Here is a 21,630-nt window from a genome sequence, read left to right on the forward strand (position 1 = left end):
CGGGCCCGCGGCTCGTTTCGACCCAAAGCTGCCGCTCGCCGATAGCGGCAGCAATGTCCGGCGCTGGGCTGAGACCGGACGCAGAGCGGCTTCTCCGCTGCGCCAGTTTGGCGCTGGCGAGATAGGCCGGTCGGCAAGACGAGCTATCCGCTGAGCCTTCGCCTCGGCGAAACCGCACGCGACGAAGATCGTCGCTGCGACCGGGCTGTTCACTCCGGATGCGCTGCCGGCGGTGTTGGTGCTTGGCGCGCGAGAAACTCAAGCGCCTTTCTCAGGAAGGCCTCGTGATACTGGAAGACGCCCCCGTGTCCAGAATCCTCATATAGGATAAGCTCGGCGTTCGGCAGGCGGCGCGCTAAATCGACGGAGTTGCTACTTGGTACCATCCTGTCCCGATCGCCATTCGCAACCAGGACAGGCTTTCTGATTTCGCTGAGATCCTGTTGCGCCTGCGCACCCCAAGCCTTGATCGCCTTTAGTTGCCTTAGGAACGCGCCCATCGTGATCGGCTTGTCGCGATCCGCAGTGCGCTCTTTCAGCCGTGTCAGGAAGTCTTTCGCAGCGCGGCGGCCAGTCGCGGTTGAGGTGAAGAAGAGGTAGATTTTCGGGTCCCGAAAGGTCAGCATGCCTTTGAGGATGAGCGGCCAGGACACAAGCCCTACCTTTGCGATGCCTTCGCCCCCTGCCGGGCCGGTTCCTGCCAGGATGACCTTGCGAATAAGGCCGGGCTCTTTCAGCACGATGTCCTGTGCCACAAAGCCGCCAAGAGAAAAGCCGAGCAGATCGACCTCCTGGAATCCCAGCGCTCGGATAAAGGCAATCGCATCCCTCGCCATCTCTGCCACCGTAAGCGGAGCCTCGCCGCCCGATGCACCGACTCCCCGATAGTTGAAGGCGATCACCGGCCTCGTCGCGGCGAGGCCGTCGATAATGCGCGGATCGAAGTTATCCAAGACCGCGCCCCAATGATTCAGCATGATCACCGGGACACCGTCCTTGGGCCCAAGCCGCCGGTAGACGAACTTTGTCCCTGCAACTTCGACGCTCTTGGACGGAGCGTCGTTCCACTTCAGGGAGCTCGTTTGTGATAGTTGGGTGACGTTCACGATCGTTTCCTTAGAGAAATGTGACAGATGTGCGCTCTCGGCGCCAAATTGCTTCGAGGCAAAGACGACGACGCCGTCACCTCAGCTTGACGACGACCTTGCCTCTTGACCGTCCGGTTTCGATGTAGGCCAAGGCTTCATTGGTCGCCTCGAACGGAAAGGTCCGATCCACGACCGGGCGAATGATCCCGGCTTCGATCAGCGATGCGATCTGGCTCAATTGCTCGCCGTTCGCACGCATGAACAGGAACGAATAGCTGATTTGCCGTCCTTTGGCCTTCCTCCGGATGCCGAAGCTCAAGAGGCGCGTGACCTGCTGTAGAAACCAGTTCAGCCCTTGTTCCCTAGCGAAATCGGGGTCCGGCGGACCGGAGATCGAGATCAGTTTTCCGCCGGGTTTCAGCACATTCAGTGATTTGTGAAGGGTGTCGCCGTCCAGGCTGTTAAGGACGACATCATAACCGGACAGGACCTTCTCGAAATCCTGCTGTTTGTAGTCGATCACGATATCAGCGCCGAGGCCCTTGACCAGCTCGACATTCGCTGCGCTGGTCGTTGTCGCGACTGTCGCCCCGAGATGCTTGGCGAGCTGGATCGCGAATGTCCCGACGCCGCCGGAGCCCGCGTGAATAAGGACCTTCTGCCCCTTTTGCACGCGGGCCCGCTCGACCAGCACTTGCCAGGCAGTCAGCCCCACCAGAGGGATGGAAGCTGATTCCGCCATGTCGAGGTTCCTGGGCTTCAGCGCCACGTCGGCTTCGTTGATGGCAATGAACTGCGCGAATGTTCCCACCCGGCCATCGCGCGGCCGGGCATAGATCTCGTCGCCCGGCTTGAGGCGCCGGACATTCGGTCCGACGCGGACGACCGTTCCGGCCACGTCGTGCCCCAGGATGAAGGGCGGGTGGTACGGCAGGATGAGTTTGAACTCGCCATCGCGGATTTTTGAATCGAGAAGATTGAGCCCGGCCGCGTGAATCTCGACCAGGACGTCGTCATCCCGCAATACCGGCTCCGGCTTCTCGCCAAGCCGCAGAGCGCCCTTTTTCTTGTATCGATCGACGAGGAAGGCTTTCATGATGTTTTCTTTTCTGTGTCGTTTTGCCTGGATCGATGGCTCATGGTCGGTTTGAGGCGGCGATCGCGGGATAGTCGGTATAGCCGGCGGAGCCGCCGCCATAGAGCGTCGCCTGATCGAACATGGCCAGCGGCGCGCGCGTCTTCAGCCGTTCCACGAGGTCGGGATTGGCGATGAACGGACGCCCGAAGGCGAACAGGTCCGCCTTGTCCTCGGCGAGCCGTGACGCCGCGAGTTCCAAGTCATAACCGTTGTTGGCGATATAGGTGTTGTTGAAGCGTCGGCGGAGCGATTGGAAGTCGAACGGCGCGACATCGCGCGGTCCGCCGGTGGCACCCTCGACGACATGGAGATAGACAATGCCCAAGGCGTCCAGCTGATCGACGATATAGTCGAACTGCGCCTGCGGGGCGCTGCTCGAGACGCCGTTGGCGGGAGAGACGGGCGAAATCCGGATGCCGGTGCGCTCCGCTCCGATCTCGTCAACGACAGCAGCCGTGACCCCCAGCATCGGGCGGGCGCGATTCTCGACAGAACCGCCATATGCGTCCGTGCGGGAATTGGCGCCGTCCTTGGCGAACTGATCGAGCAGATAGCCGTTGGCCCCATGAATCTCGACGCCATCGAAACCGGCGGCAATGGCGTTTGCTGCCGCTTGTCGGAAATCGTTCACGATGCCCGGAAGCTCGTCGAGCTCCAACGCGCGGGGTTCCGACACGTCGACGAAGGCGTTGTTCACGAACGTCTTGGTCGCGGCCCTGATCGCCGAAGGCGCGACAGGCGCTGCGCCGCTCTCCTGCAGGTCGACGTGCGATACGCGACCGACATGCCAGAGCTGCAGGAAGATCCGGCCATTCCTGGCGTGCACGGCATCGGTGACCTTGCGCCAGCCGTCGATCTGCGCCTGAGAGTAGATGCCGGGCGTGTCCTGATAGCCCTGTCCCTGCTGCGAGATCTGCGTGGCTTCGGAAATCAGCAGTCCTGCCGAGGCGCGCTGGCTATAATACTGCGCGGCGAGATCGCCCGGAACGAAGCCCGGGCCAGCACGATTGCGTGTCAGCGGCGCCATGACGATGCGATTGGAGAGGGTCAGTGAGCCGAGGGTGTAGGGCTCGAACAGCGTAGTGTGGGCCATCGTATAGCTTTCGTTGGGGTTGCGGTTCTTTGGTCGTCAGGTGGATGCAGCTCAGGCGGCAGGGCGATAGCGCGCGGCTGCATGGACTTGGGCAAATCCTGGGAGCATGGCCTGTCGCGCAGACTGGTAAGTGTCCCACTGCCCTGCGTCGGGGAGCGGGGGAATTGTCACGGCTTCACGGCGGTCAAAGCCGACAAGGGCTGCGTCCACCAATTCGCCGACGTCCATCATCGGCGGCAACGCATTGATATCGGCACCTGCACGTTCCCAGATTTCGGTGCGGGTTGCTGCGGGAAGCACCGCCTGCACGTAAACACCTTTCGGTGCGAGTTCGAGGCTCAGCCCCTGAGACAGGAACAAGACGAACGCCTTGGTCGCCCCGTAGACGGTCTGGCCAAACTCCGGAACAAGCCCGACCACCGAACCGATGTTGATGATGGCTCCTTCGCCGGCCTCCACGAAGCGTGCCGCCACGGCGCTGGCGAGCCTGACGACGGCGGTGGTGTTGAGTGCGACAAGGCGCTCCATGTCGTTGATTGCCTGGTTCTCGAAGCTGCCTGCCAGGCCCGCCCCGGCATTGTTGACGAGAACCCCGATAAGATGATCGTCACGGAGCCGAGTCTCTATGGCAGTCAGGTCGCCAGGCTCGGTGAGATCTGCCTGCAGGATGTCGACAGTCACGCCGTTTTCCTGGCGCAGACGGGTCGCCAAAGCCTCCATTCGTGTCCGGTCACGGGCGACCAGTACAAGGTCGTGGCCACGGCGGGCGAAACGCTCGGCGTAGGTGGCGCCGATACCGGAGGAAGCTCCAGTGATGAGGACGGTGGGAGTGGCCATGGGATTGCTCTCTTCTCTGATGGATCTTATATTCATGACGGCCATCATGAATGACCTTAAATATGATGACCATCATCTAAATGTCAATGGACCAGCGGAGAATTTTGAAATGAGAGTCAGTCGAGAGCAGATGGGGGAGAATCGCCGCCGCATCCTGGATGCAGCCAGCCGGCTGTTCCGCGAGAAGGGGTTCGATGCGGTCAGCGTAGCGGAAGTGATGAAGGCCGCCGGCCTCACCCATGGCGGCTTCTATGGCCATTTCGATTCAAAGGACGACTTGGTGGCCCAGACCCTCGCCCATGTCCTCTCTGCGGGCACGGTCGGAGGGGCCGATCTTCGCTCCTATCTCGACGCCTATCTTTCGCCAAACCATCGCGACAATGCCGCCGATGGTTGCCCGACGGCAGGGCTAGCGGCAGACATCCGCCACCAGACCGCGGCGGCGCGCGCGGCAATGACAGCGGGCTTTCGATCACAGATCGACCGTATCGACGAGGCGCTCTCAAGGGCGAGCCCGGCAGACAGGCGTCGCGCGGCAATCGGAACCTGGGCGGCGATGGTAGGGGCAATGATCCTCGCCCGGGCGATCGACGACCCAGCGCTTTCGGACGAGGTCCTGGAACAGACGCGTGCCTGGATCGATGTCGGGATCAGCCAAGTTTCCGCCAACGAATGAGGTGGTCCTTTGCCGAATATATCCTGGCAATCGTGCAATCGCCGGAACCTGTGCTGCTTGGGGCATACGGCAATTCAGTGGAATCGGCAGCACAAGCGGCCGCCTATGGCGCGAACCAGACCGGAACTGAGCGGCGATTGAACGTCCGCTTCCCCCTTTGCAGACGCTCGGCGGACCGCAAAAGCCGCCAAGCCCGAAACTTCAAATTGCTCGCCTTGAACCTTATTGAACCCGCGACCGACGGACGATGGTTTCCATAGAACGAGGCGCATGGCCACTTGCAGATGGCGACGGCCGGCGCAGAGGCGACCGGCGGCAAGGGTGCTCGCCCCCTCGCCGGTTACGGGAACTCGGTCGAGAGGTTGGTCAACTCCAGCGGACGCCGCGCCGCTTCTGAGGGGATTGGCAACGCGCGCCGCGTGCCGTCTTTCCTGTGCGCCGCAAACCAACACCGGTGGGCCAGCATCACGCCAGGCCATATTTACGGATCTTGTCGTGCAGGGTCGCCTTCGGCACCAGCAATTCCTCGCTGACGCGGGCCAGGCTGTTGCCATTGCGGCCGAGGGCTTCGGCGATGAGGGCACACTCGAAGGCTTCGACGGTTCGCGCCAGCGGCCGAGGGGCGGTGTCCGTCGTTCCGCCGAAGGGCGGGAAGCCGGCTGCGATCCCCAGCACGCAACGCTCGGCGACATTGCGCAACTCGCGCACGTTCCCGGGCCAATTGTAGGCGAGCAGACGTCGCGTGCGTTCGGCGTCAGGCGCAAGCACGGCGCGCTCGTGGCGTGATACCGCCTGCAGAGCAAAATGCTCGAACAGGAGACCGACGTCCTCGCGCCTTTCGCGCAAGGGCGGCAAGGGCAGTGTCGCGACGTTCAGGCGATAATAGAGATCGGCGCGGAACTCTCCTTTTTCGGCAAGCACTGCCAGATCGACTTTGGTCGCCGCGATGACACGGCAGTCGACCGGGATCGGGGTGTTTGACCCGAGGCGCTCGAGCGTGCGTTCCTGCAGCACCCTGAGCAGCTTGACCTGCATGGCCATCGGCATGCTTTCTATCTCGTCGAGAAACAGCGTGCCGCCATTGGCGTGCTCGATCTTACCGATCCGGCGCTTGGCGGCGCCGGTGAAGGCTCCAGGCTCATGGCCGAAGATTTCGCTGTCGAACAGGTTCTCAGGCACGCCGCCGCAATTGATGGCGACGAAATTGCCGCTACGCCTTGGGCTCGCATCATGCAGGCAGCGCGCGACGAGCTCCTTGCCGGTCCCGGTCTCGCCCTGAATCAGCACGTCGGCTGCGCTGTTTCCAAGCTCGCCGATGAGATGGCGTACGCGCTCGATGGCAGCAGAATCTCCGATGATGCGGCTGGCGGTTAATTGCCTGTTCTCAAGTCGCGCGCGCAGTTCGCGCACCTCCAACGTCAGCCTGCGTTTTTCCAGCGCCCGACGCACGATCTCGACGAAATAGTCGGGCGAGAACGGCTTTTCAATGAAGTCGTGAGCTCCGTCCTTCATCGCCTGAACCGCCAGCGAAACGTCGCCGTGCCCGGTCATCAAGACGACCGGCAGATCGCGATCCTGCCGTAGGAGGTCATGCATCAGGGCCATGCCGTCATCACCCGGCAGGCGGATGTCGGTGACGACGACGCCCGGAAATTCCGCGGGAACGAGCCGCCGTGCCTTTTCGGCGCTTTCCACCGCCTCGACCTCCATGCCTTCGAGCTCGAGCGTCTGCTGGCACCCGAGCCGGACGTTCGGCTCGTCCTCGACGATCAGGACCTTGAGGTTGTCGCCCATGGCGTTTCTCCGATATCAGCTGCGGGAAGAGTGACGGTGAAAACCGCGCCGCCCTTGGGATGGTTCGCGCCCGTCAGCATTCCACCGAAATGGTGCACGATTTCTAATGAAATGGCCAAGCCGAGACCCAAGCCTCTGTTGCTTTCCTTGGTCGTAAAGAACGGCTCGAAGAGGTGCGCACGCACATGCTCCGGCAAGCCCGGCCCATTGTCACGGACCTCTATGACCACGCGCGTTCCCTCGCGCCAGCCGTGAAGACGCAGCGTCGGCGACGCCGTTCCCTCGATCGCGTCCAGCGCATTGGCAACCAGGTTCACCATCACCTGCTCCAGGCGGTTGGCATCGCACAAGGCCGTCACCTGTTCCGCCTCGATCTCGGTAGACACGGCCACGTTCGCGCGACGCAGACGCTGGTCGAGCAAGAACAGCGCATTGTCGACGGCGCGCCGCACGTCGACCGGACCCGACGTGCCCGAGGATTTGCGGGCGAAGGACTTGAGCTGGTTGGTGAGGGTGCCCAGTCCATCGACAATGCTGCCGATGCGGTCGAGATTGCTTTCGGCAGTCGCGACGTCGCCGCGACGGAGGAATTTGACCGCATTGCCGGAAAGGGTACGCAGCGCCGCCAGAGGCTGGTTTATCTCATGGGCGAGGCCCGCGGATATCTGACCGACGGTCGCAAGCTTGGCGGCATGGACGAGCTCGTCCTGCGCAGCACGCAACGTTCGTGTCCGCTCCTCCACCTTGCGCTCCAATTCATCATGGGCCCGCTGCAACGCCTCGCGCGCCCGTAGCCGGTCGCGCAGATGGCGCCGCCTTTGGTCGAGCAGTACGAGCACGATACCGACGAGGGCGCTGGCGACCGAGGCGAGCGCCGCGCGCGTCCACGCGATCGCGCTAACCTGACCGGCGGGAGAAAGCACAGTCAACGACCAGCCGGTGTCGCCCATCGGGGCGGCCTGCGCCAGAAAATTGCCTGACAGCCTGGAGCTGCCGACGACGTCGACCTGAGGCGCGAGCCGGACAAGGGCGGCATTTTCGCCGAAAGGCTCCTCGCGCGTCAGGCCGAGCGAGGGAAGCGGTCGGGCGTTGTATTGCAGACTGCGCTCCAGCCGACGGCGTTCCTGGTCCGGCAGCGGGCGCAGCGTGGTGAATTTCCAGGATGGTGCGGACGCGAGGATAACGACACCGTTCTGGTCCGTGACGATGACAGGCACCTCGACGGTTGCCCAGGACTGTTCCAGCTGTTCGAGGCTGACCTTGACCGCAGCGACACCGATGACCTCGCCATGAGCGAGCAAGGGCGAGGACAGATAGTAGCCCGGCTGGCCGCGGGTCGTGCCGATGCCGAACAGCCGTCCAGGCCGGCCCTGCATGGATTCGTGGAAATAGGAGCGGTAGGACAGGTCTTCGCCAATGAAACTGTCCGGCCGATTCCAGTTGCTGGCAGCAATCACGTGTCCTTGCCGGTCGAGCAGATAGATCGAGAGCGTGCCCGCCCTCTGGTTAAGCTGCTCTAGGTAGCGGTTGACGGTGTCGGTGAGCGGCTTTCCGTGCGCGACCAGGTCGATCACGTCTCTCTCCAGGCCGAGCGTCGCCGGAAAGTAGGCGTATTTGTCGATTTGCCTGTTCAGGCTGGTGGCGTAGAGCTCAAGGCGCTGCGTTCCCGTTCTTTGCAGCTCCGCGAGCCCTAGGTTCTCGCTGACGCGAAAGCCGGCAATGCCGACGGCGAACGCCACGGTGACGAGGCTAGACAGCAGCAAACCGTATTTGCGAATGAAAGAGGCGATCGACATGGTAACGATTGAAAGCGGATGCGCACGCCGCAGCAGTGTTGTTGATCTGGCTCCCTACCACATCCGATGAGGCCGAGCGAGCCTGCGGGAAACTGCCCGCCTTCTCAAGGGAAAGCGGGCAGTTTGTCTTTGGGCATCCGCCTATTCGGCCGCGACCAGTCTTTCGCGCGTGCGCTGTTCCGCTTCGTCAGGAATGTCGAGCGCGTTTTCCCATTTGGCAACGACCGTGGTAGCGATCGCATTGCCGAGGACATTGGTGGCGGTGCGCCCCATGTCCAGGAAATGGTCGATGCCCATGATCAAGAGCACGCCGGCCTCCGGCAGGTTGAACATCGGCAGCACGGCGGCGACAACGACCAGCGCGGAGCGCGGCACGCCGGCGATGCCCTTGCTCGAGACCATGAGGACGAGCAGCATGACGATCTGCTGCTCCATGGTGAGCGGCAGGCCATAGGCCTGGGAGATGAACAGGGCGGCAAAGGCCGTATAGATCATCGAGCCGTCGAGGTTGAACGAATAGCCGAGCGGCAGGACGAAGCCGATAACACGCTCCTTCACGCCGAAGTCTTCCAGCTTTTCCATGACGCGCGGATAAGCCGCTTCACTGGAGGCGGTTGAAAAGCCGACGAGCATGGGCTGGCGCACTTCCCTGACCAGGCGGAACACGTTGGCGCCGAGCACCAGGAAGCCTGCGCCGATCAGCACGGCCCAAAGCACGACAAGCGTTGCGTAGAAGCTGCCGACGAACTTGCCGTAGACCATCAGGATGCCGAGACCCTGGACGGTGACCACGTTCGCCACGGCGGCAAAGACGCCGACTGGTGCGAAACGCATGACGTAGTCTGTCACCTTCAGCATGACCGGGACAGCGCCTTCGATGACCTCGATCAGGGCGCGGGCCTTCGTGTCCTTCAGGCTGCCGAGCGCGAGGCCGAAGAATACCGAAAAGACGAGAATCTGGAGGATCTCGTTGTTCGCCATCGCCTCGAAGATGTTGCGGGGGAAGACGTGGGTGATGAAGTCCTTGAGGTTGAGCGACGACGTCTTCAGGTTGGCCGAGGCCGAGACATCGGGGAGTTGCACGCCGACATTGGCGCCGGGTTGAAAAAGGTTCGCGAAGACGAGGCCGATCGCCAGCGACGCGAGCGACGCCATCAGGAACCAGCCGAGCGCCTTGCCGCCGATGCGCCCGACAGTACGGGCATCACCCATGCCGGCCATGCCGGCGACGAGGGTCGTGAAAATCAGCGGCGCGATGATCATCTTGATCAGCCGCAGGAAAATATCGGTCACCATCGCGAAATAGCCGGCGATGTCTTTTGCTGCGGCCGGGCTGCCCGACAAGACGTTGCAGCCGTAGCCGACGACGACGCCCAGGATCATTGCGATGACGATCCAGGTCGTCTGCTTGTTTATCTTCATGATGATCTCCTTCCTCCCCCGCCCGGCTCATCCGGGCGGTTTTTGGTCAACTGTTGGGCGGTTCAGCTACGCGCCATCATCGGGCGCGGCTTGGTCAGCGCCTCGGGGCGCAAGGCTTCGGCGAGCGCTTCGGCCGTCATCAGCCCGCGCGCCTCCACGAGTTCGGCGACACCCTTTCCGGTCCGGTGTGCCTCTGCCGCGACTTCGGTCGCATTGGCGTAGCCGATGATGGGGTTGAGCGCGGTGACGATGCCGATCGAGTTCAGAACGCTCGCTTCCAGGCGCTCGCGGTTCGCGGTGATGCCGTCGACGCACTTGTCGGCGAGGATCAGGCATCCCTGGCTGAGGTGGCCGATGCTCTTGAACAAGCTGTGGGCGATGATCGGCTCGAAGGCGTTGAGCTGCAATTGGCCCGCCTCGGCGGCAAAGGTCACCGTCAGGTCGTTGCCGATCACCTCGAAGGCGATCTGGTTGACGAGTTCAGGGATCACCGGATTGACCTTGCCGGGCATGATCGAGGAGCCTGCCTGGCGCGGCGGCAGGTTGATCTCACCGAAGCCCGCCCGCGGGCCGCAGGAGAGCAGGCGAAGATCGTTGCAGACCTTGGAAAGCTTGACCGCGACGCGCTTCAAGACGCCCGAAAGCTGGACGAAGCTACCGCAATCCTGTGTGGCTTCGATAAGATTGGGCGCAGTGATCACGGGCACGCCGCTGACCTCCACGAGCAGTTGGCAAACCAGAGCCGCATAATCGGGATGGGCGGTGATGCCCGTGCCGATGGCAGTGGCGCCAAGGTTGATCTCGCGGATCAGCAACGCAGCTTCGCGCAAGCGCTGCTCGTCTTCGGCCAGCATCACCGCGTAGGTGGAGAACTCCTGCCCCAGCGTCATCGGCACCGCATCCTGCAGCTGGGTCCGACCCATCTTAAGGATGTCGTGGAATTCGTCTGCCTTGCGCTCGAAGGCTGCCCGGAGATGGGCCATTGCATCAATCAGGCGGAAGATCCCGCTATAGGTCGCAAGCTTCAGCGCCGTCGGATAGACGTCGTTGGTGGACTGGCCGAGATTGACATGTTCGTTCGGGTGCAGGAGCAGGTAGTCGCCGCGGGCGTGCCCCAGGATCTCCAGCGCCCGGTTGGCGATGACTTCGTTGGCGTTCATGTTGGTGGACGTGCCGGCTCCTCCCTGGATCACGTCCACCACGAATTGATTGTTGAGAGACCCGGCTTCGATTTCCCGGCAGGCGGCAACGATCGCCTCGGCCCTCTCGGCATCGAGCTGTCGCAGCTCCATGTTCGCCCGCGCCGCCGCCATCTTGATCTGCGCGAGCGCGCGGATCAGGTCCGGATAGTGTGAAATCGGAATGCCGGTCACCGCAAAGTTTTCGACGGCGCGCAGCGTGTGAACGCCGTAATAGGCGTCCGTGGGGACCTCACGGTCCCCGAGCAGGTCATGCTCTGTACGGCTCAAGGCAACAGTCATTGGGCGTTTTACTCCTCTCCATCCACCCGCTGCCGAGCGGGTGTCGCCTGAAGAGAGCAACACGCGTGCCAATTCGAGCGGGCGTGAGCCGCGCCGCTAAGTCATTGAAATCAAACATTCCTGTTTGCCGAGCCGTTCGACAGTGTTCGGATTTCCGGATGGAGGGTGGTTTGCGCGTTCGGTAATCCGAATCGCCCGTGGCCCCGTTCACGTTGCCCCCGCTGCCAGCCCCACACACATTTTTCTACACTTGGCGACCAGCAGCCAGTTCTGAAACGATTGCCGCCACCGACGCGCCCATCGAGGGATGTCCATAAGTGGCGCTTCGCCCACTTGCGGCCACCCCAAATAGAAAGGCACGGTCGAAAACACCAACAAGCGTGTCCGGCGCTACCTACCGGCAGAGACTATCGTCCTGGATGTGACCAATCGGGAGATCCGCGCATTGTGTGAAGGTCTCAACACCACCCCGCGCAAGTGCCTGGGGTTTCAGACGCCGAAGGAGATCTCCAGCCAGCACCTATTGGCTATGGAGCGCCAAAGCGTGTAGGTTTCTAGCGATCGTTGCATTCGATCTGGAACACCAGTGGCGTCTTTTGCGGCTAGTAAGCTTCCTCAGCTGATTTAGGCATATTTCGAGTGATGCAGGCGCGGAGCCTCATCGCGCATGGCTGCTCCGGAGCGAGGGCAAAAACTCGGCATCCGAGCACATCCTGCGCCATCAACGCTGATGAAATCATAAGACCCCCATCAGCAGCGGGTTGAACGAGTGACGCTGCTTGCAAGCCAGCTAATGGCAATGATCTGGCTCCCGCGAGTGCTTGCAGACTTCGAGCGCGAAAACCCGTCGATCCGTGTTGAGCTTGTGATGGAGGGCGCACAACGCAAGGCAGACCCAGACCTGGCGATTCGCTTTGGTGAAGAACCGCATTTGGTCCGTCATCCAACCTGGTTGATGGGCATGTCGCACGTTGTCATGTGCCGCAAGCAGGATCTCGCCCACATCAACTCTCTGGACACTCTAGCTTCATACCGATTGTTGGATGTCGCATCACACGCGATGGGGTGGACAGCGCTGATGAACCACAACTTCGGTCCGATGCATGGACACCATCTCAGACTCGAAATAGTTGACACGACGCCCTTGGCGCTCGTGATGGCAAGTCAAGGATTGGGGCTCGCAGTCGGGCACGTTCCCGTGTGCGGGCCTTTGGCCGAGTCCTTGGGTCTTGAGATCTGTCCTTTGATTGCAAAGACGCCCGGCCCAGGGAACTACTATCTCGAACAACCCGTGAACCGCCCCCAGCGATCGGCCGTCCTGCGATTGGAACGCGCGCTTCAGGATGCTGCCGAGATTTCGATGCGGGCCGCCTGAGGACTCAACCCGTCGCCTGTCGCTCCAGGCTAAACCACTGTCCAACAAGACCGATATTGGCAGGTCTTCGTCCGCCGCATCAGGGATGTTGAATATGTAGTCACACTCATCGAGGAGGGTTGGTTGCTCGCACATCGTCATCACTGTCTGTGTCGCAGCAAGCTAGGCGTATATTTCATCACCAAATGGTGCTATTTATAACGCCACAATCAGGAAACCAGATGATGCGATCGACTATCAACCTCGACGACACTCTCATGGAAAGGGCCAGGTCCCTAACCGGCACAAAAGAAACCGCCGCTTTGGTCCGCCAAGCGTTGGAGACGCTTGTTCGTGTGGAGTCGGGAAAACGCCTCATCGCGCTTGGAGGAACTATGCCGGATGCGGAGGCAGCCCCACGCCGCCGGAGCGCAGTTGTCAAGTGATACTTGCAGACACCTCGGTCTGGATTGATCATTTCCGGCATGCCGATGCGGAGCTGTGTAGGATCATTGAGGACGATCGCCTACTCTGCCATCCGGCTGTGATTGGCGAACTGGCACTTGGCAGCCTTCAGGAACGCGGGAGCGTGATAGCTTTCCTAGCAGCTCAGCGTGAAGCGTTCGTCGCAACGCACGACGAAATCATGATGATGATTGATCGCCACGGCATTTTCAGTATGGGTATTGGCTACACAGATGCCCATTTGCTGGCCTCGGTTCTCCTTGATCAGCGAGCGGCCTTATGGACCAGGGACAAGCGTGAAGCTCATCGCCCCGGTCGCCATCATCCGGTATTCCCAGGCCGAACAACGCCATGTCGTGGTGCGTAGAAAACGCAACACGCGCGGTGCCAGCTTTTCCTGCAGATCCGGCTCGAACATATGCAACGGGATGAAGCCGTGCATCTCTTCGATCGGCGTCGGTGCCACGACGGACAGACGCGTGCGCGTGCCGTCAGCCGCCACATGCCAGGCGCCCTCGCCACGGCGGGCAACGAGGAAATCGCCGAGGATCGGGTAATGGATCAGTCCAGCAATGGTCTCGCCGCTGGAAACCATGGCAAGAATGCTGCCGAACATCGGCGTTCCATGAGCAAAATGCCAGGTGCCGTCAACCGGATCGATGACGGCGGCAAGATCGGCATCGGCAAGGCGCTTCAGGATGGAAGCGTCATCCGACACCGCCTCCTCGCCAAAGATGGCGACGCCGGACATACGCTCAGAAAGCCTCTCGCAGAGCAGCCGCTCGGCGCCGATGTCCGCATCCGTTACGATATCATCCGCTGCCGTCTTGGCGCGGATGGTGTCGGCGGTGATGGCGCGGAAGCGTGGCAGGATTTCTATCTCTGCCGCCTCGCGCATGTCGCCCATCAGGGCGGCGAGCAGTTCGTCGCTGACGAATTTCATCCGCGACGTGCCTTGAGATAAGCCTTCAGGGCTTCCGGCTCGTCGGTCTGGAAAACGCTGATGCCGGCATCCATCAGCCGGCCCCAGATTCTGTCGGGATCGTCGAGGGCCGTTTCGTCCAGCCACTCGCAGCTGGCAGCCATGTTGAGCGTGTTCATCCACAAAGCCATGCCGGCGTCGCCGAACATCCCGATGTTGTCAGCGATCGTCTCGATCCGGTCGAAACGCATCTCGCACATGAACGGCTTGATCTCCGACAGCAGCGCCATGGTGTCGCGAATGCCGTCCTCGGTGAATTTTGCCATCGCCATGAAGGGCACGCCCTCGATGTTCTGGGCTCGAACCCAGTCGAGTTCCTCGCGGATCATGACGCGCGTCTTCAGATCGACGTAGGGCGCCGCATTCATTTCGCGGGCGCAGGCGGCGACTTCGGAAAAGAGCCCGCGATCCTTGAGGTCGAGATCGGCGAAGATGCGGCCACGGATGATTTCCAGCGCTTGTTTCAAAGTCGGAATGCGCTGATCGGTGGCCGGGCGATGCTCGCCGCCATCATCTTCACGTAGCGCGATCGCCTGCAGTTCGGCCATGGTGAAGGTTTCGGCGTCACGATCGATGCCGGCCATACGCAGCAGCGTGTCGTCATGCATGATGAAAAGTTCGCCATCGGCGCTCTTGCGGATGTCGAGTTCGACGATATCGGCGCCGACGGCAATCGCCCGTTCGATAGCGGCCAGGCTGTTTTCCGGTGCGCCGTGCCAAGCGCCGCGATGGGCGACGATGGCGGCATCGCGCTTGGGATCGGCAATATAGTCCTTGTAATGGGTCATTTTGTTTTCCTTGAGCAGATTAGGCGCGGCGAGCCGCGAGAGAGGACTTGAGAGCCGCCGCTTCGTCGGTCTGGATGACCGAGATGCCGGCATCGATCAGCCGTCCCCAGACAGCGTCGGGATCGGCAAGGGCAGCCGTATCGGTGAAGCCGGCGCAGGCGACGCAATCGAGCGTATTGACCCAGAGCGCCATGCCGCTTTCAAGCAGTGGGCCATCGAGGGCGGAGAGTTGTTTGAGGTTATCGAAATAGATTTCACAGACCGTCGGCGCGAGTTCGGACAGAAGCGCCAGTTGCGTCGCGGCATCCGGTACGTTTAGCCGGGTCTTGGCCATGAACAGGATGTCATGCGGCTCGATCATTTCTCGGATCCAGGCGAGGTCTTTCTCGCTCTTCAGCGAGGCCCAGAAATCCACCTGGCCTTCGACGCCCATGGCCTTGGCGCAGGCGATGACATCCGGGATGACCTCGCGTTCCTTGACGTCGAGATGCAGAAAGATGCGGTCGCGTGTCAGTTCGAACACCTCGGCGAGGCGCGGCAGTTTTTCCGTGGTGAATGCGTTCTGCGCACCACCATCACGGTTGCGCAGGGACAGCCCGGAAAGCTGCCGCGACGACAGGTGTTCCGGCTCGGCATCAAGGCCCGCCATGCGCTCCAGCGTCTCGTCATGCAGCAGGAACAATCCACCATCGGCGTTGCGGCGGATATCGATCTCCACCACCTCATAGCGGGCATCGATCGCCCGCTGGATGGCGAGCAGGCTGTTTTCCGGCGCATCCCGCCAGATGCCGCGATGCGCGACGATGGCGCAATCGCGGGCCTTGTCGGCAATAAACTCTCTGTAGCTCACTGGTATTCTTTCACGAACGTAGGCGCGGTCTTGGCGTCATCGAAGGCGTTGTGAATGGCGCGGCCGGTCTCGCTATCGAAGAGATGCAGACGTGCCCGCGGGAAAGACAAGGACAGCGTCTGTTCCGTATCGATCTCGGCGCCGAAGGGCATTGTGATCCGCAAATTCTGGTCGGCGATATTCGTTTCAAGGATTTCATGGGATCCCAGATCTTCGCGATAGCGGATCTCGGCCTTGATCGAACCGCCGGCATTGACCGCGATGTCTTCCGGGCGAATGCCGAGCTGGAAACTGCCCTTGTCGGCATAATTGGCGACCACCTGCCCATCGGCCAGACGCAGCGCCGAGCCATCGCCCGTGACAGCCAAAATGTTCATCGGCGGCGCACCGATAAATTTGGCGACGAAGACGGAAGCCGGATGATGGTAGATCGCCTTCGGCGTATCGAACTGCTCGATAAGGCCCTTGTTGAGAATGAGGATGCGGTCGGCGAGCGTCATGGCCTCCACCTGATCATGGGTGACAAAAACGCTGGTGGCGCCAATGCGGCGGTGCAGGTCGGCAAGCTCGACCCGCATGTCGTGGCGCAGCTGCGCGTCGAGGTTCGACAGCGGCTCGTCGAACAGAAGTACGCCCGGCTCGCGGATGATGGCACGGCCGATCGCGACCCGCTGGCGCTGACCGCCGGAAAGCTGGCCCGGCTTGCGGGGGAGGAAGTCGGCAAGGCCGACCATCTTCGCAACCACGCCAACCCGCTGTGCCCGATCGGCCTTCGAAACACCGGCGACCTTCAGGCTGTAGGCCATGTTTTCGGCGACCGTCATGTGCGGATAAAGCGCATAGTTCTGGAACACCATGGCGCAGCCGCGGTGCTTTGGCTCGAGGTCCTGGACCTCACGGCCGCCGATGACGATTTTGCCTCCGGAGACCCGCTCGAGGCCCGCGATCATCTGCAGAAGTGTGGACTTGCCGCATCCGGAAGGACCGAGCACGACGGTAAACTCGCCCGGGCGCAGTGCCACATTGATCGGCGGGATGACGGTGGTCTTGGCGTCATAGGCCTTGGTGACGCCGATGAGCTCGATATCGGCAGCAGTGGCGCGAATGGCTGTGTCGATGGCGGTCATTCTAGTCATTTCTCCGAAAGAACCAGACCCTGGACGAGAAAGCGCTGCAGAAGGGCGATCATCGTGAGGGGAACGAGGGAGACGAGCACGGCACCGGCCATGATCATCGGGAAATCGGGCACCTGACCATCGGAATCCGGCACGAGACGGGCGAGCCCCACCACGGCGGTCTGCATGTCGGGCGTCGAGGCACCGACCAGTGGCCAGAGATACTGAGTCCAGCCGCTCAGGAAGGTGAGCACGAACAGCGAGGCGACGCTCGGGCGGGCGAGCGGCAAGAGGATGTCGATCAGGAAACGGATCGGGCCTGCTCCATCCATGCGTGCCGCCTTGAACAGATCCTTGGGCAGGGTCAGGAAGAACTGCCGGAACAGAAACGTGCCAGTGCCATGCGCCACCAGCGGCGCAACCAGGCCGAAATGCGTGTTGAGCACGCTGAGTTCGAGATGAACCGGCGCACCGAACATGTTGGCGGTCAGGGCATTGAGGCCGGTGACATCCAGCACCGCGTTGAGCGGTGAGAAGATATTGGACGCAACCTGATAGGTGGTGATGACGCGGATATCGAGCGGCAGCATGATCGTCGCCAGGATCAGCGCGAAGACCACGCCGGCCCAGCGGATGCGGAAATAGACGATCGCATAGGCCGACAGGAAGGACAGAGCACAGGTGGCCAGCGCATTCGAGAAGGCCACGATCATGCTGTTCAACATCTGGACCGGGATGCGCGTGTCGTGGATGACCTTAGCCATATTGGTGAACAGCTCGGTGCCCGGCACCCAGGCCAATCCGTTGGTCAGGATGTATTCGTAGGACTGCGAGGCGGTGGAGAGCGTCAGATAAAGCGGCCCGACGATATAGAGGATGCCGATGGCCAGCAGGATGCTGGCGACGATGTTGATGGAGCGTGCGTTCTCGACCATGGCTCAGCGCTCGTAGTTGATGCGCCGGCCGAGGAAGACGAACTGGCAGGCCGCGAGGAGAAGGACGAAGACCATCAGAATGGCCGTCTGGGTAGAGGCGCCGGAAAGATCGAAGCCGCGGAAACCGTCGATATAGATCTTGTAGACGAGCAGGGTCGTCGAGCCGCCCGGGCCGCCGCCGGTCATGGTGTCGATCAGCGCGAAGACCGATGTGATGCTTTCGGTAAATTCCAGCACGAAGGTCAGAAAGAGCTGCGGCATGATCAGTGGCAGTTGCACATCGGCAATGCGCCGCCACGGGCTGGCTCCGTCCATCGCCGCCGCCTGATACATGGTCGGCGGGATCGAGCGCAGGCCGGCGAGAAGGATGACGAAATTGAATGGAATACCGCTCCAGACATGCGCGGCAACCAGGGTGACGAAAGCGTCGGTTCCGTCCATGCCGGGGTTCCACAGGCCGGGAAACAGCGCATTGAGCGGGGCCATCAGGCCAACGAAGGGATTGAAGATGAAGGCGAAGACGACACCGATCGCGGCGCCGGCAATGCCCTTCGGCCAGACGAGGATGTTTCGAGCCGCATAGGAGAGGCCGATCTTGCGGTCGGCGGCGATGGCGAGCATCAGCGGCACCGCGACCGCAAGCGTCGACGCCGTCAGCATGAAGACGATCGTGCGCCAGCCGGCCATCCAGAATTCAGGATCCGACAGGACACGCGCAAAATTCTGGAGACCGACGAATTCCGAGCCGCCGCCGAACGGTTGCTCCAGGAAAAACGACCAGTAGAAGGCCTGGAAGACCGGCACGTAAAAAAACAGGACGATCAGCAGCATCAGCGGCGCCACGAGCAGAAGCGGTAGCCAGCAATGACCGAACAGGGAGGATTCCGACGACATGGATACAGTCCCAAAGCAAAACAAGGGCATGGGGCGGCGAACCGCCCCATGCTGCGGATGTAACGGTGATGATCAGGGTAACGTCTTGCCCTTGTAGGTCTGCTCGAAGCGGCGCAGCAGCTGGTCGCCACGCGTCTTGGTGTTGTCGAGCGCCACCTGCATGGTCTGCTGGTCGGCAAAGGCTTTCTGGGTTTCTTCCATGAAGACTTCGCGGAACTGAACGTAGAAGCCGAGGCGGATGCCACGGGTATCGGCGGTCGCCGGCTGGTTCATGGATTCGACACCGACCTTGGCGGTCGCGTATTTCGGCGAATTCGCCTCATCGCTCCCGGCAATGGCATCCAGCACATCAGCCGTGACCGGCACGTAACCCGTGGCTGCGGTGAAGAACATCTGCTGTTCGGGGCGGCGCAGGAACCCGAGGAAAGCCTTGACGGCTTCGAGCTCGGGCGCGTCGTGCCCCTTCATGACGTAGATGGAAGCACCGCCGACAAAGGTGTTGTGACGCTCATAGCCTTTGTACATCGGCGCCATGTCAACGGTCAGTTCGTACTTGCCGTCGAAGGATTTGGTGGCCGCGGTGTAGGAGCCGGAGGATCCCTCCATCATCGCGCATTCGCCGGCGTTGAAGGCGGCGGTATAGTTGCCGGCCTTAGTGTCGGCAGCGAGGCGGACGAGGCCTTCCTTGCGCCACTCGACCAGATTGGCAAGATGCCGGGCGGCAAAGGTGGTGTTGATCACGTATTCGGCGTCGAGGCCGTCATAACCGTTATGCTTGGTGGCGATTGGCAGGCCGTGGCGGGCCGAGAACTGCTCGAGCACGCGCCAGGTATCGCCATCGGTGACGAACGGGCAGGCATGACCGGCGGCCTTCAACTTGCGAGCGGCTTCGATCACCTCTTCCCAAGTGGTCGGCGTCTGCGTGATGCCGGCTTTCTCGAGTTCCGTCTTGTTCGTGTAGAACAGGAGCGTCGAGGAATTGTAGGGCTGGGCGAACAGCTTGCCGCCCGAGGTTTCATAATAGGCGCGGGCGCCGGCGATATACTGGTCCCACTTGACATCAGGCATCAGGTCCTGAACCGGCTCGACAGCGTCCGACAGCATTAGGTCGAGCGTGCCGGCGTCGAAAAACTGGATGAGAACCGGGTGGTTCTTGGCGCGATAGGCGGCAATCGCCTTCTGCATGGAAACTTCATAGCTGCCCTGGCCGACGCAGTTCACCTTGTGCCCGCTCTGGGCAGCATTGAAGGCATCGCACTGCGCCTTGATGGCGGTTTCGACCGGGCCAGTATTGCCATACCAGAATTCGATATTGGTGGCCTCCGCCTCACCGGCGCCTGCCATGAGCGCGGCTACAGCCGCCAGAGTAAACTTGTTCATCATCGCCCTCGCCTGTTTTCGGGTCGGCCGAACCTCGCTCGACCTTCGACGGCGCTTATTACACTTTACGTGTAACAATTCCATGACGCTCAACGTCGCTTGAAAAGACCGTAATTCGCCGATAAACACGGAACACTCGCATCAGGCAGATAAGATTAATACACTTTTCCAGTAAGGTATTCAGGCGTGCCAGACACCTACGCTCCGGAACCATTGATTGCCGCACGCTTCCTCCGCGCCAACGAGGCGGTTGTGGTCTCATCCAACGAGCGGAAAATCCTGCAGCTCATCTGGCGTAATCCCGGCATTTCCCGGTCGGAGATCACCGGCCATACCGACCTTACGCAGCAATCCGTCCACCGCATCCTTGATCAACTGGCGGAGCGGGGCATCATTCTTTTGGGATCTGCAAAGCCCGGCCTGGGACGTGGGCAACCGAGCCCGATGCTCAGACTGAACGGTGACCACGCCTATGCCTGCGGGATCTCGGTCAATACCGATGTGATAGGCATCTGTATTATGGATTTGGCCGGCCGGACGCTGGGCGAGCGAGAGGTGCCACTTCGTGAATTGACGATGAACCAGGCGCTGCAGCTCGTGAAGCAGCAGGTGGCCGACCTGAAGAGGCAGAATGACCTCGCTGACGAAAACCTCTTCGGTATCGGCCTCGCGATCGCCGGCTACCATGTCGATGGCACGCGCCACAATGCGCCTCTTCCTTTGCACGAATGGTCCCTGATCGAACTTGGCCCGCTTGTCGCAGGCGTTTTTGACCGGCCGGTCTGGGTCATCAACGGCGGCAAGTCAGGAGCCATTGCTGAATCCATGTTTGGAGCAGGACGCTTCGTCAGGCATTTCGCCTATCTGAGCTTCAATTACGGTTTTGGCGGCGGCGTGATCAGCGACGGTGAACTCTTGCAGGGCGGCAATGGCAATGCAGGCGAGTTTTCGGGCATGTTCGATGATGTGGAAACCGAACGTCGGCCGGCCTTGCAATATCTCATCGACCGGTTGAACCGAAACGGCGTCAATGTTCCATCGATCCACTACATGCGCCGCAATTTCGAGCGGGATTGGCCCGGGGTCTCAGAATGGGTGGAGGAGATAACCCCCGCCTACAACCGCCTCGTCAACGCCATTCGCGCCACGATCGATCCGCAGGCGATTGTCTTCGGCGGCCAAATCCCTCCCGATCTTGCCCGGATGATGATCGAGCGGACGCAGATTTTCGACCGCCCCCGCTACGGCGTCCGGCGGGCCGGCCCGAAGATGATCGTCTCTGAGATTCCCAGTGATGCCCCGGCCATGGGCGCTGCGATAATGCCCTTCCGTCGCTCATTTTATTAGCCATCGTTAAAAGGTGCTTGGACTGCCGATCTACAAGCGGAGCAAACAAACCACGGTGGCTGCATGCTCCAACGAGGTCCAAACGCCTTGAACAGATTCGAACCAGATCTACCCTTATCCACGAGCCTTCAAATGAGGCGTGGCCAAACCTCCCGTCGATTTTCATGACAGCTTGTCAGGCCTTCCGCCAACAGC

At 61.3% G+C, this 21,630-nt stretch carries 19 protein-coding genes and 1 pseudogene; 5 read left to right on the forward strand and 15 right to left on the reverse strand.

Features of this window, described 5'->3' with window-relative positions:
- Positions 1–209: 209 nt before the first annotated feature.
- From AC244_RS18105 to AC244_RS18120, 4 genes are all read right to left on the reverse strand, one after another.
- Positions 210–1,073, reverse strand: a complete 864-nt coding sequence (locus AC244_RS18105; protein ID WP_082366914.1) for an alpha/beta fold hydrolase — start codon at positions 1,071–1,073, stop codon at positions 210–212.
- 109 nt (positions 1,074–1,182) lie between these two features.
- The gene (locus tag AC244_RS18110) at positions 1,183–2,184 is read right to left on the reverse strand and encodes an NADP-dependent oxidoreductase (RefSeq protein ID WP_053250226.1); all 1,002 of its coding nucleotides are present in this window, start codon (positions 2,182–2,184) and stop codon (positions 1,183–1,185) included.
- Between the two features lie 40 nt (positions 2,185–2,224).
- Positions 2,225–3,319, reverse strand: a complete 1,095-nt coding sequence (locus AC244_RS18115; RefSeq protein ID WP_053250227.1) for an alkene reductase — start codon at positions 3,317–3,319, stop codon at positions 2,225–2,227.
- 51 nt (positions 3,320–3,370) lie between these two features.
- On the reverse strand, positions 3,371–4,156 hold the full coding sequence (locus AC244_RS18120) for an SDR family NAD(P)-dependent oxidoreductase (RefSeq protein ID WP_053250228.1): 786 nt from the start codon (positions 4,154–4,156) through the stop codon (positions 3,371–3,373).
- A 109-nt stretch (positions 4,157–4,265) separates the two neighbouring features.
- Here AC244_RS18120 and AC244_RS18125 point away from each other — a divergent pair, with 109 nt between their 5' ends.
- Positions 4,266–4,832, forward strand: a complete 567-nt coding sequence (locus AC244_RS18125) for a TetR/AcrR family transcriptional regulator (RefSeq protein ID WP_053250355.1) — start codon at positions 4,266–4,268, stop codon at positions 4,830–4,832.
- A 465-nt stretch (positions 4,833–5,297) separates the two neighbouring features.
- Here the strand turns inward: AC244_RS18125 and AC244_RS18130 are convergent, their stop codons facing one another.
- The 4 genes from AC244_RS18130 to aspA form a co-directional block, all read right to left on the reverse strand.
- Positions 5,298–6,626 (reverse strand): sigma-54-dependent transcriptional regulator, encoded by a 1,329-nt coding sequence (locus tag AC244_RS18130; protein ID WP_053250229.1) that lies wholly within the window; start codon positions 6,624–6,626, stop codon positions 5,298–5,300.
- On the reverse strand, positions 6,602–8,422 hold the full coding sequence (locus AC244_RS18135) for a sensor histidine kinase (protein WP_053250230.1): 1,821 nt from the start codon (positions 8,420–8,422) through the stop codon (positions 6,602–6,604). Before AC244_RS18135 ends, AC244_RS18130 begins: the two co-directional genes overlap by 25 nt.
- Positions 8,423–8,563: 141 nt before the next feature.
- Positions 8,564–9,844 carry a dicarboxylate/amino acid:cation symporter gene (locus tag AC244_RS18140; RefSeq protein WP_053250231.1) on the reverse strand — a complete coding sequence of 427 codons (1,281 nt, stop codon included), beginning with the start codon at positions 9,842–9,844 and terminating at the stop codon, positions 8,564–8,566.
- Positions 9,845–9,906: 62 nt separating this feature from the next.
- The gene (gene aspA, locus AC244_RS18145) at positions 9,907–11,325 is read right to left on the reverse strand and encodes an aspartate ammonia-lyase (protein ID WP_053250232.1); all 1,419 of its coding nucleotides are present in this window, start codon (positions 11,323–11,325) and stop codon (positions 9,907–9,909) included.
- Between the two features lie 763 nt (positions 11,326–12,088).
- Between aspA and AC244_RS18150 the strand changes: the two are divergent.
- The 3 genes and pseudogenes from AC244_RS18150 to AC244_RS35445 form a co-directional block, all read left to right on the forward strand.
- Positions 12,089–12,700 (forward strand): annotated as a pseudogene (locus AC244_RS18150) (LysR substrate-binding domain-containing protein); the annotation flags it as partial.
- Positions 12,701–12,924: 224 nt separating this feature from the next.
- Positions 12,925–13,125: a type II toxin-antitoxin system VapB family antitoxin gene (locus tag AC244_RS18155; protein ID WP_053250356.1), complete on the forward strand. Its 201-nt coding sequence runs from the start codon at positions 12,925–12,927 to the stop codon at positions 13,123–13,125.
- Positions 13,122–13,511 carry a type II toxin-antitoxin system VapC family toxin gene (locus AC244_RS35445; RefSeq protein ID WP_234716969.1) on the forward strand — a complete coding sequence of 130 codons (390 nt, stop codon included), beginning with the start codon at positions 13,122–13,124 and terminating at the stop codon, positions 13,509–13,511. Before AC244_RS18155 ends, AC244_RS35445 begins: the two co-directional genes overlap by 4 nt.
- Here AC244_RS35445 and AC244_RS18165 read toward each other — a convergent pair.
- The 7 genes from AC244_RS18165 to AC244_RS18195 form a co-directional block, all read right to left on the reverse strand.
- On the reverse strand, positions 13,422–14,087 hold the full coding sequence (locus AC244_RS18165; RefSeq protein WP_053250233.1) for an inositol monophosphatase family protein: 666 nt from the start codon (positions 14,085–14,087) through the stop codon (positions 13,422–13,424). The two genes, AC244_RS35445 and AC244_RS18165, sit on opposite strands and share 90 nt — an antisense overlap.
- A complete protein-coding gene (locus tag AC244_RS18170) occupies positions 14,084–14,914 on the reverse strand; it encodes a glycerophosphodiester phosphodiesterase family protein (RefSeq protein ID WP_053250234.1) in 831 nt (276 codons plus the stop codon). The genes AC244_RS18165 and AC244_RS18170 overlap by 4 nt, the downstream gene beginning before the upstream one ends.
- 19 nt (positions 14,915–14,933) lie before the next feature.
- Complete coding sequence (locus AC244_RS18175) at positions 14,934–15,764, reverse strand: glycerophosphodiester phosphodiesterase family protein (protein WP_053250235.1); 831 nt, start codon at positions 15,762–15,764, stop codon at positions 14,934–14,936.
- Positions 15,761–16,891, reverse strand: a complete 1,131-nt coding sequence (locus AC244_RS18180) for an ABC transporter ATP-binding protein (protein ID WP_053250236.1) — start codon at positions 16,889–16,891, stop codon at positions 15,761–15,763. Before AC244_RS18180 ends, AC244_RS18175 begins: the two co-directional genes overlap by 4 nt.
- Before the next feature lie 5 nt (positions 16,892–16,896).
- A complete protein-coding gene (locus tag AC244_RS18185) occupies positions 16,897–17,814 on the reverse strand; it encodes an ABC transporter permease subunit (RefSeq protein ID WP_053250237.1) in 918 nt (305 codons plus the stop codon).
- 3 nt (positions 17,815–17,817) lie between these two features.
- A complete protein-coding gene (locus tag AC244_RS18190; protein ID WP_053250238.1) occupies positions 17,818–18,708 on the reverse strand; it encodes a carbohydrate ABC transporter permease in 891 nt (296 codons plus the stop codon).
- Between the two features lie 72 nt (positions 18,709–18,780).
- The gene (locus AC244_RS18195) at positions 18,781–20,091 is read right to left on the reverse strand and encodes an extracellular solute-binding protein (RefSeq protein WP_414735934.1); all 1,311 of its coding nucleotides are present in this window, start codon (positions 20,089–20,091) and stop codon (positions 18,781–18,783) included.
- Between the two features lie 210 nt (positions 20,092–20,301).
- Between AC244_RS18195 and AC244_RS18200 the strand changes: the two genes are divergently transcribed.
- Complete coding sequence (locus AC244_RS18200) at positions 20,302–21,435, forward strand: ROK family transcriptional regulator (RefSeq protein WP_063934115.1); 1,134 nt, start codon at positions 20,302–20,304, stop codon at positions 21,433–21,435.
- The last annotated feature ends 195 nt before the right edge of the window (positions 21,436–21,630 follow it).

Source organism: Ensifer adhaerens (genome assembly GCF_001270265.1).
GTDB lineage: Bacteria > Pseudomonadota > Alphaproteobacteria > Rhizobiales > Rhizobiaceae > Ensifer > Ensifer adhaerens_B.

Coding starts and splice junctions, on each gene's coding strand:
- AC244_RS18130 (WP_053250229.1), bottom strand. CDS start 6,626: ATGGGCGACAACCTCAAGGTCCTGATCGTCGAGGACGAGCCGAACGTC.
- AC244_RS18170 (WP_053250234.1), bottom strand. CDS start 14,914: ATGACCCATTACAAGGACTATATTGCCGATCCCAAGCGCGATGCCGCC.
- AC244_RS18190 (WP_053250238.1), bottom strand. CDS start 18,708: ATGTCGTCGGAATCCTCCCTGTTCGGTCATTGCTGGCTACCGCTTCTG.
- AC244_RS18155 (WP_053250356.1), top strand. CDS start 12,925: ATGCGATCGACTATCAACCTCGACGACACTCTCATGGAAAGGGCCAGG.
- AC244_RS18165 (WP_053250233.1), bottom strand. CDS start 14,087: ATGAAATTCGTCAGCGACGAACTGCTCGCCGCCCTGATGGGCGACATG.
- aspA (WP_053250232.1), bottom strand. CDS start 11,325: ATGACTGTTGCCTTGAGCCGTACAGAGCATGACCTGCTCGGGGACCGT.
- AC244_RS18185 (WP_053250237.1), bottom strand. CDS start 17,814: ATGGTCGAGAACGCACGCTCCATCAACATCGTCGCCAGCATCCTGCTG.
- AC244_RS18120 (WP_053250228.1), bottom strand. CDS start 4,156: ATGGCCACTCCCACCGTCCTCATCACTGGAGCTTCCTCCGGTATCGGC.
- AC244_RS18110 (WP_053250226.1), bottom strand. CDS start 2,184: ATGAAAGCCTTCCTCGTCGATCGATACAAGAAAAAGGGCGCTCTGCGG.
- AC244_RS18135 (WP_053250230.1), bottom strand. CDS start 8,422: ATGTCGATCGCCTCTTTCATTCGCAAATACGGTTTGCTGCTGTCTAGC.
- AC244_RS18195 (WP_414735934.1), bottom strand. CDS start 20,091: ATGATGAACAAGTTTACTCTGGCGGCTGTAGCCGCGCTCATGGCAGGC.
- AC244_RS18180 (WP_053250236.1), bottom strand. CDS start 16,891: ATGACCGCCATCGACACAGCCATTCGCGCCACTGCTGCCGATATCGAG.
- AC244_RS18115 (WP_053250227.1), bottom strand. CDS start 3,319: ATGGCCCACACTACGCTGTTCGAGCCCTACACCCTCGGCTCACTGACC.
- AC244_RS18125 (WP_053250355.1), top strand. CDS start 4,266: ATGAGAGTCAGTCGAGAGCAGATGGGGGAGAATCGCCGCCGCATCCTG.
- AC244_RS18140 (WP_053250231.1), bottom strand. CDS start 9,844: ATGAAGATAAACAAGCAGACGACCTGGATCGTCATCGCAATGATCCTG.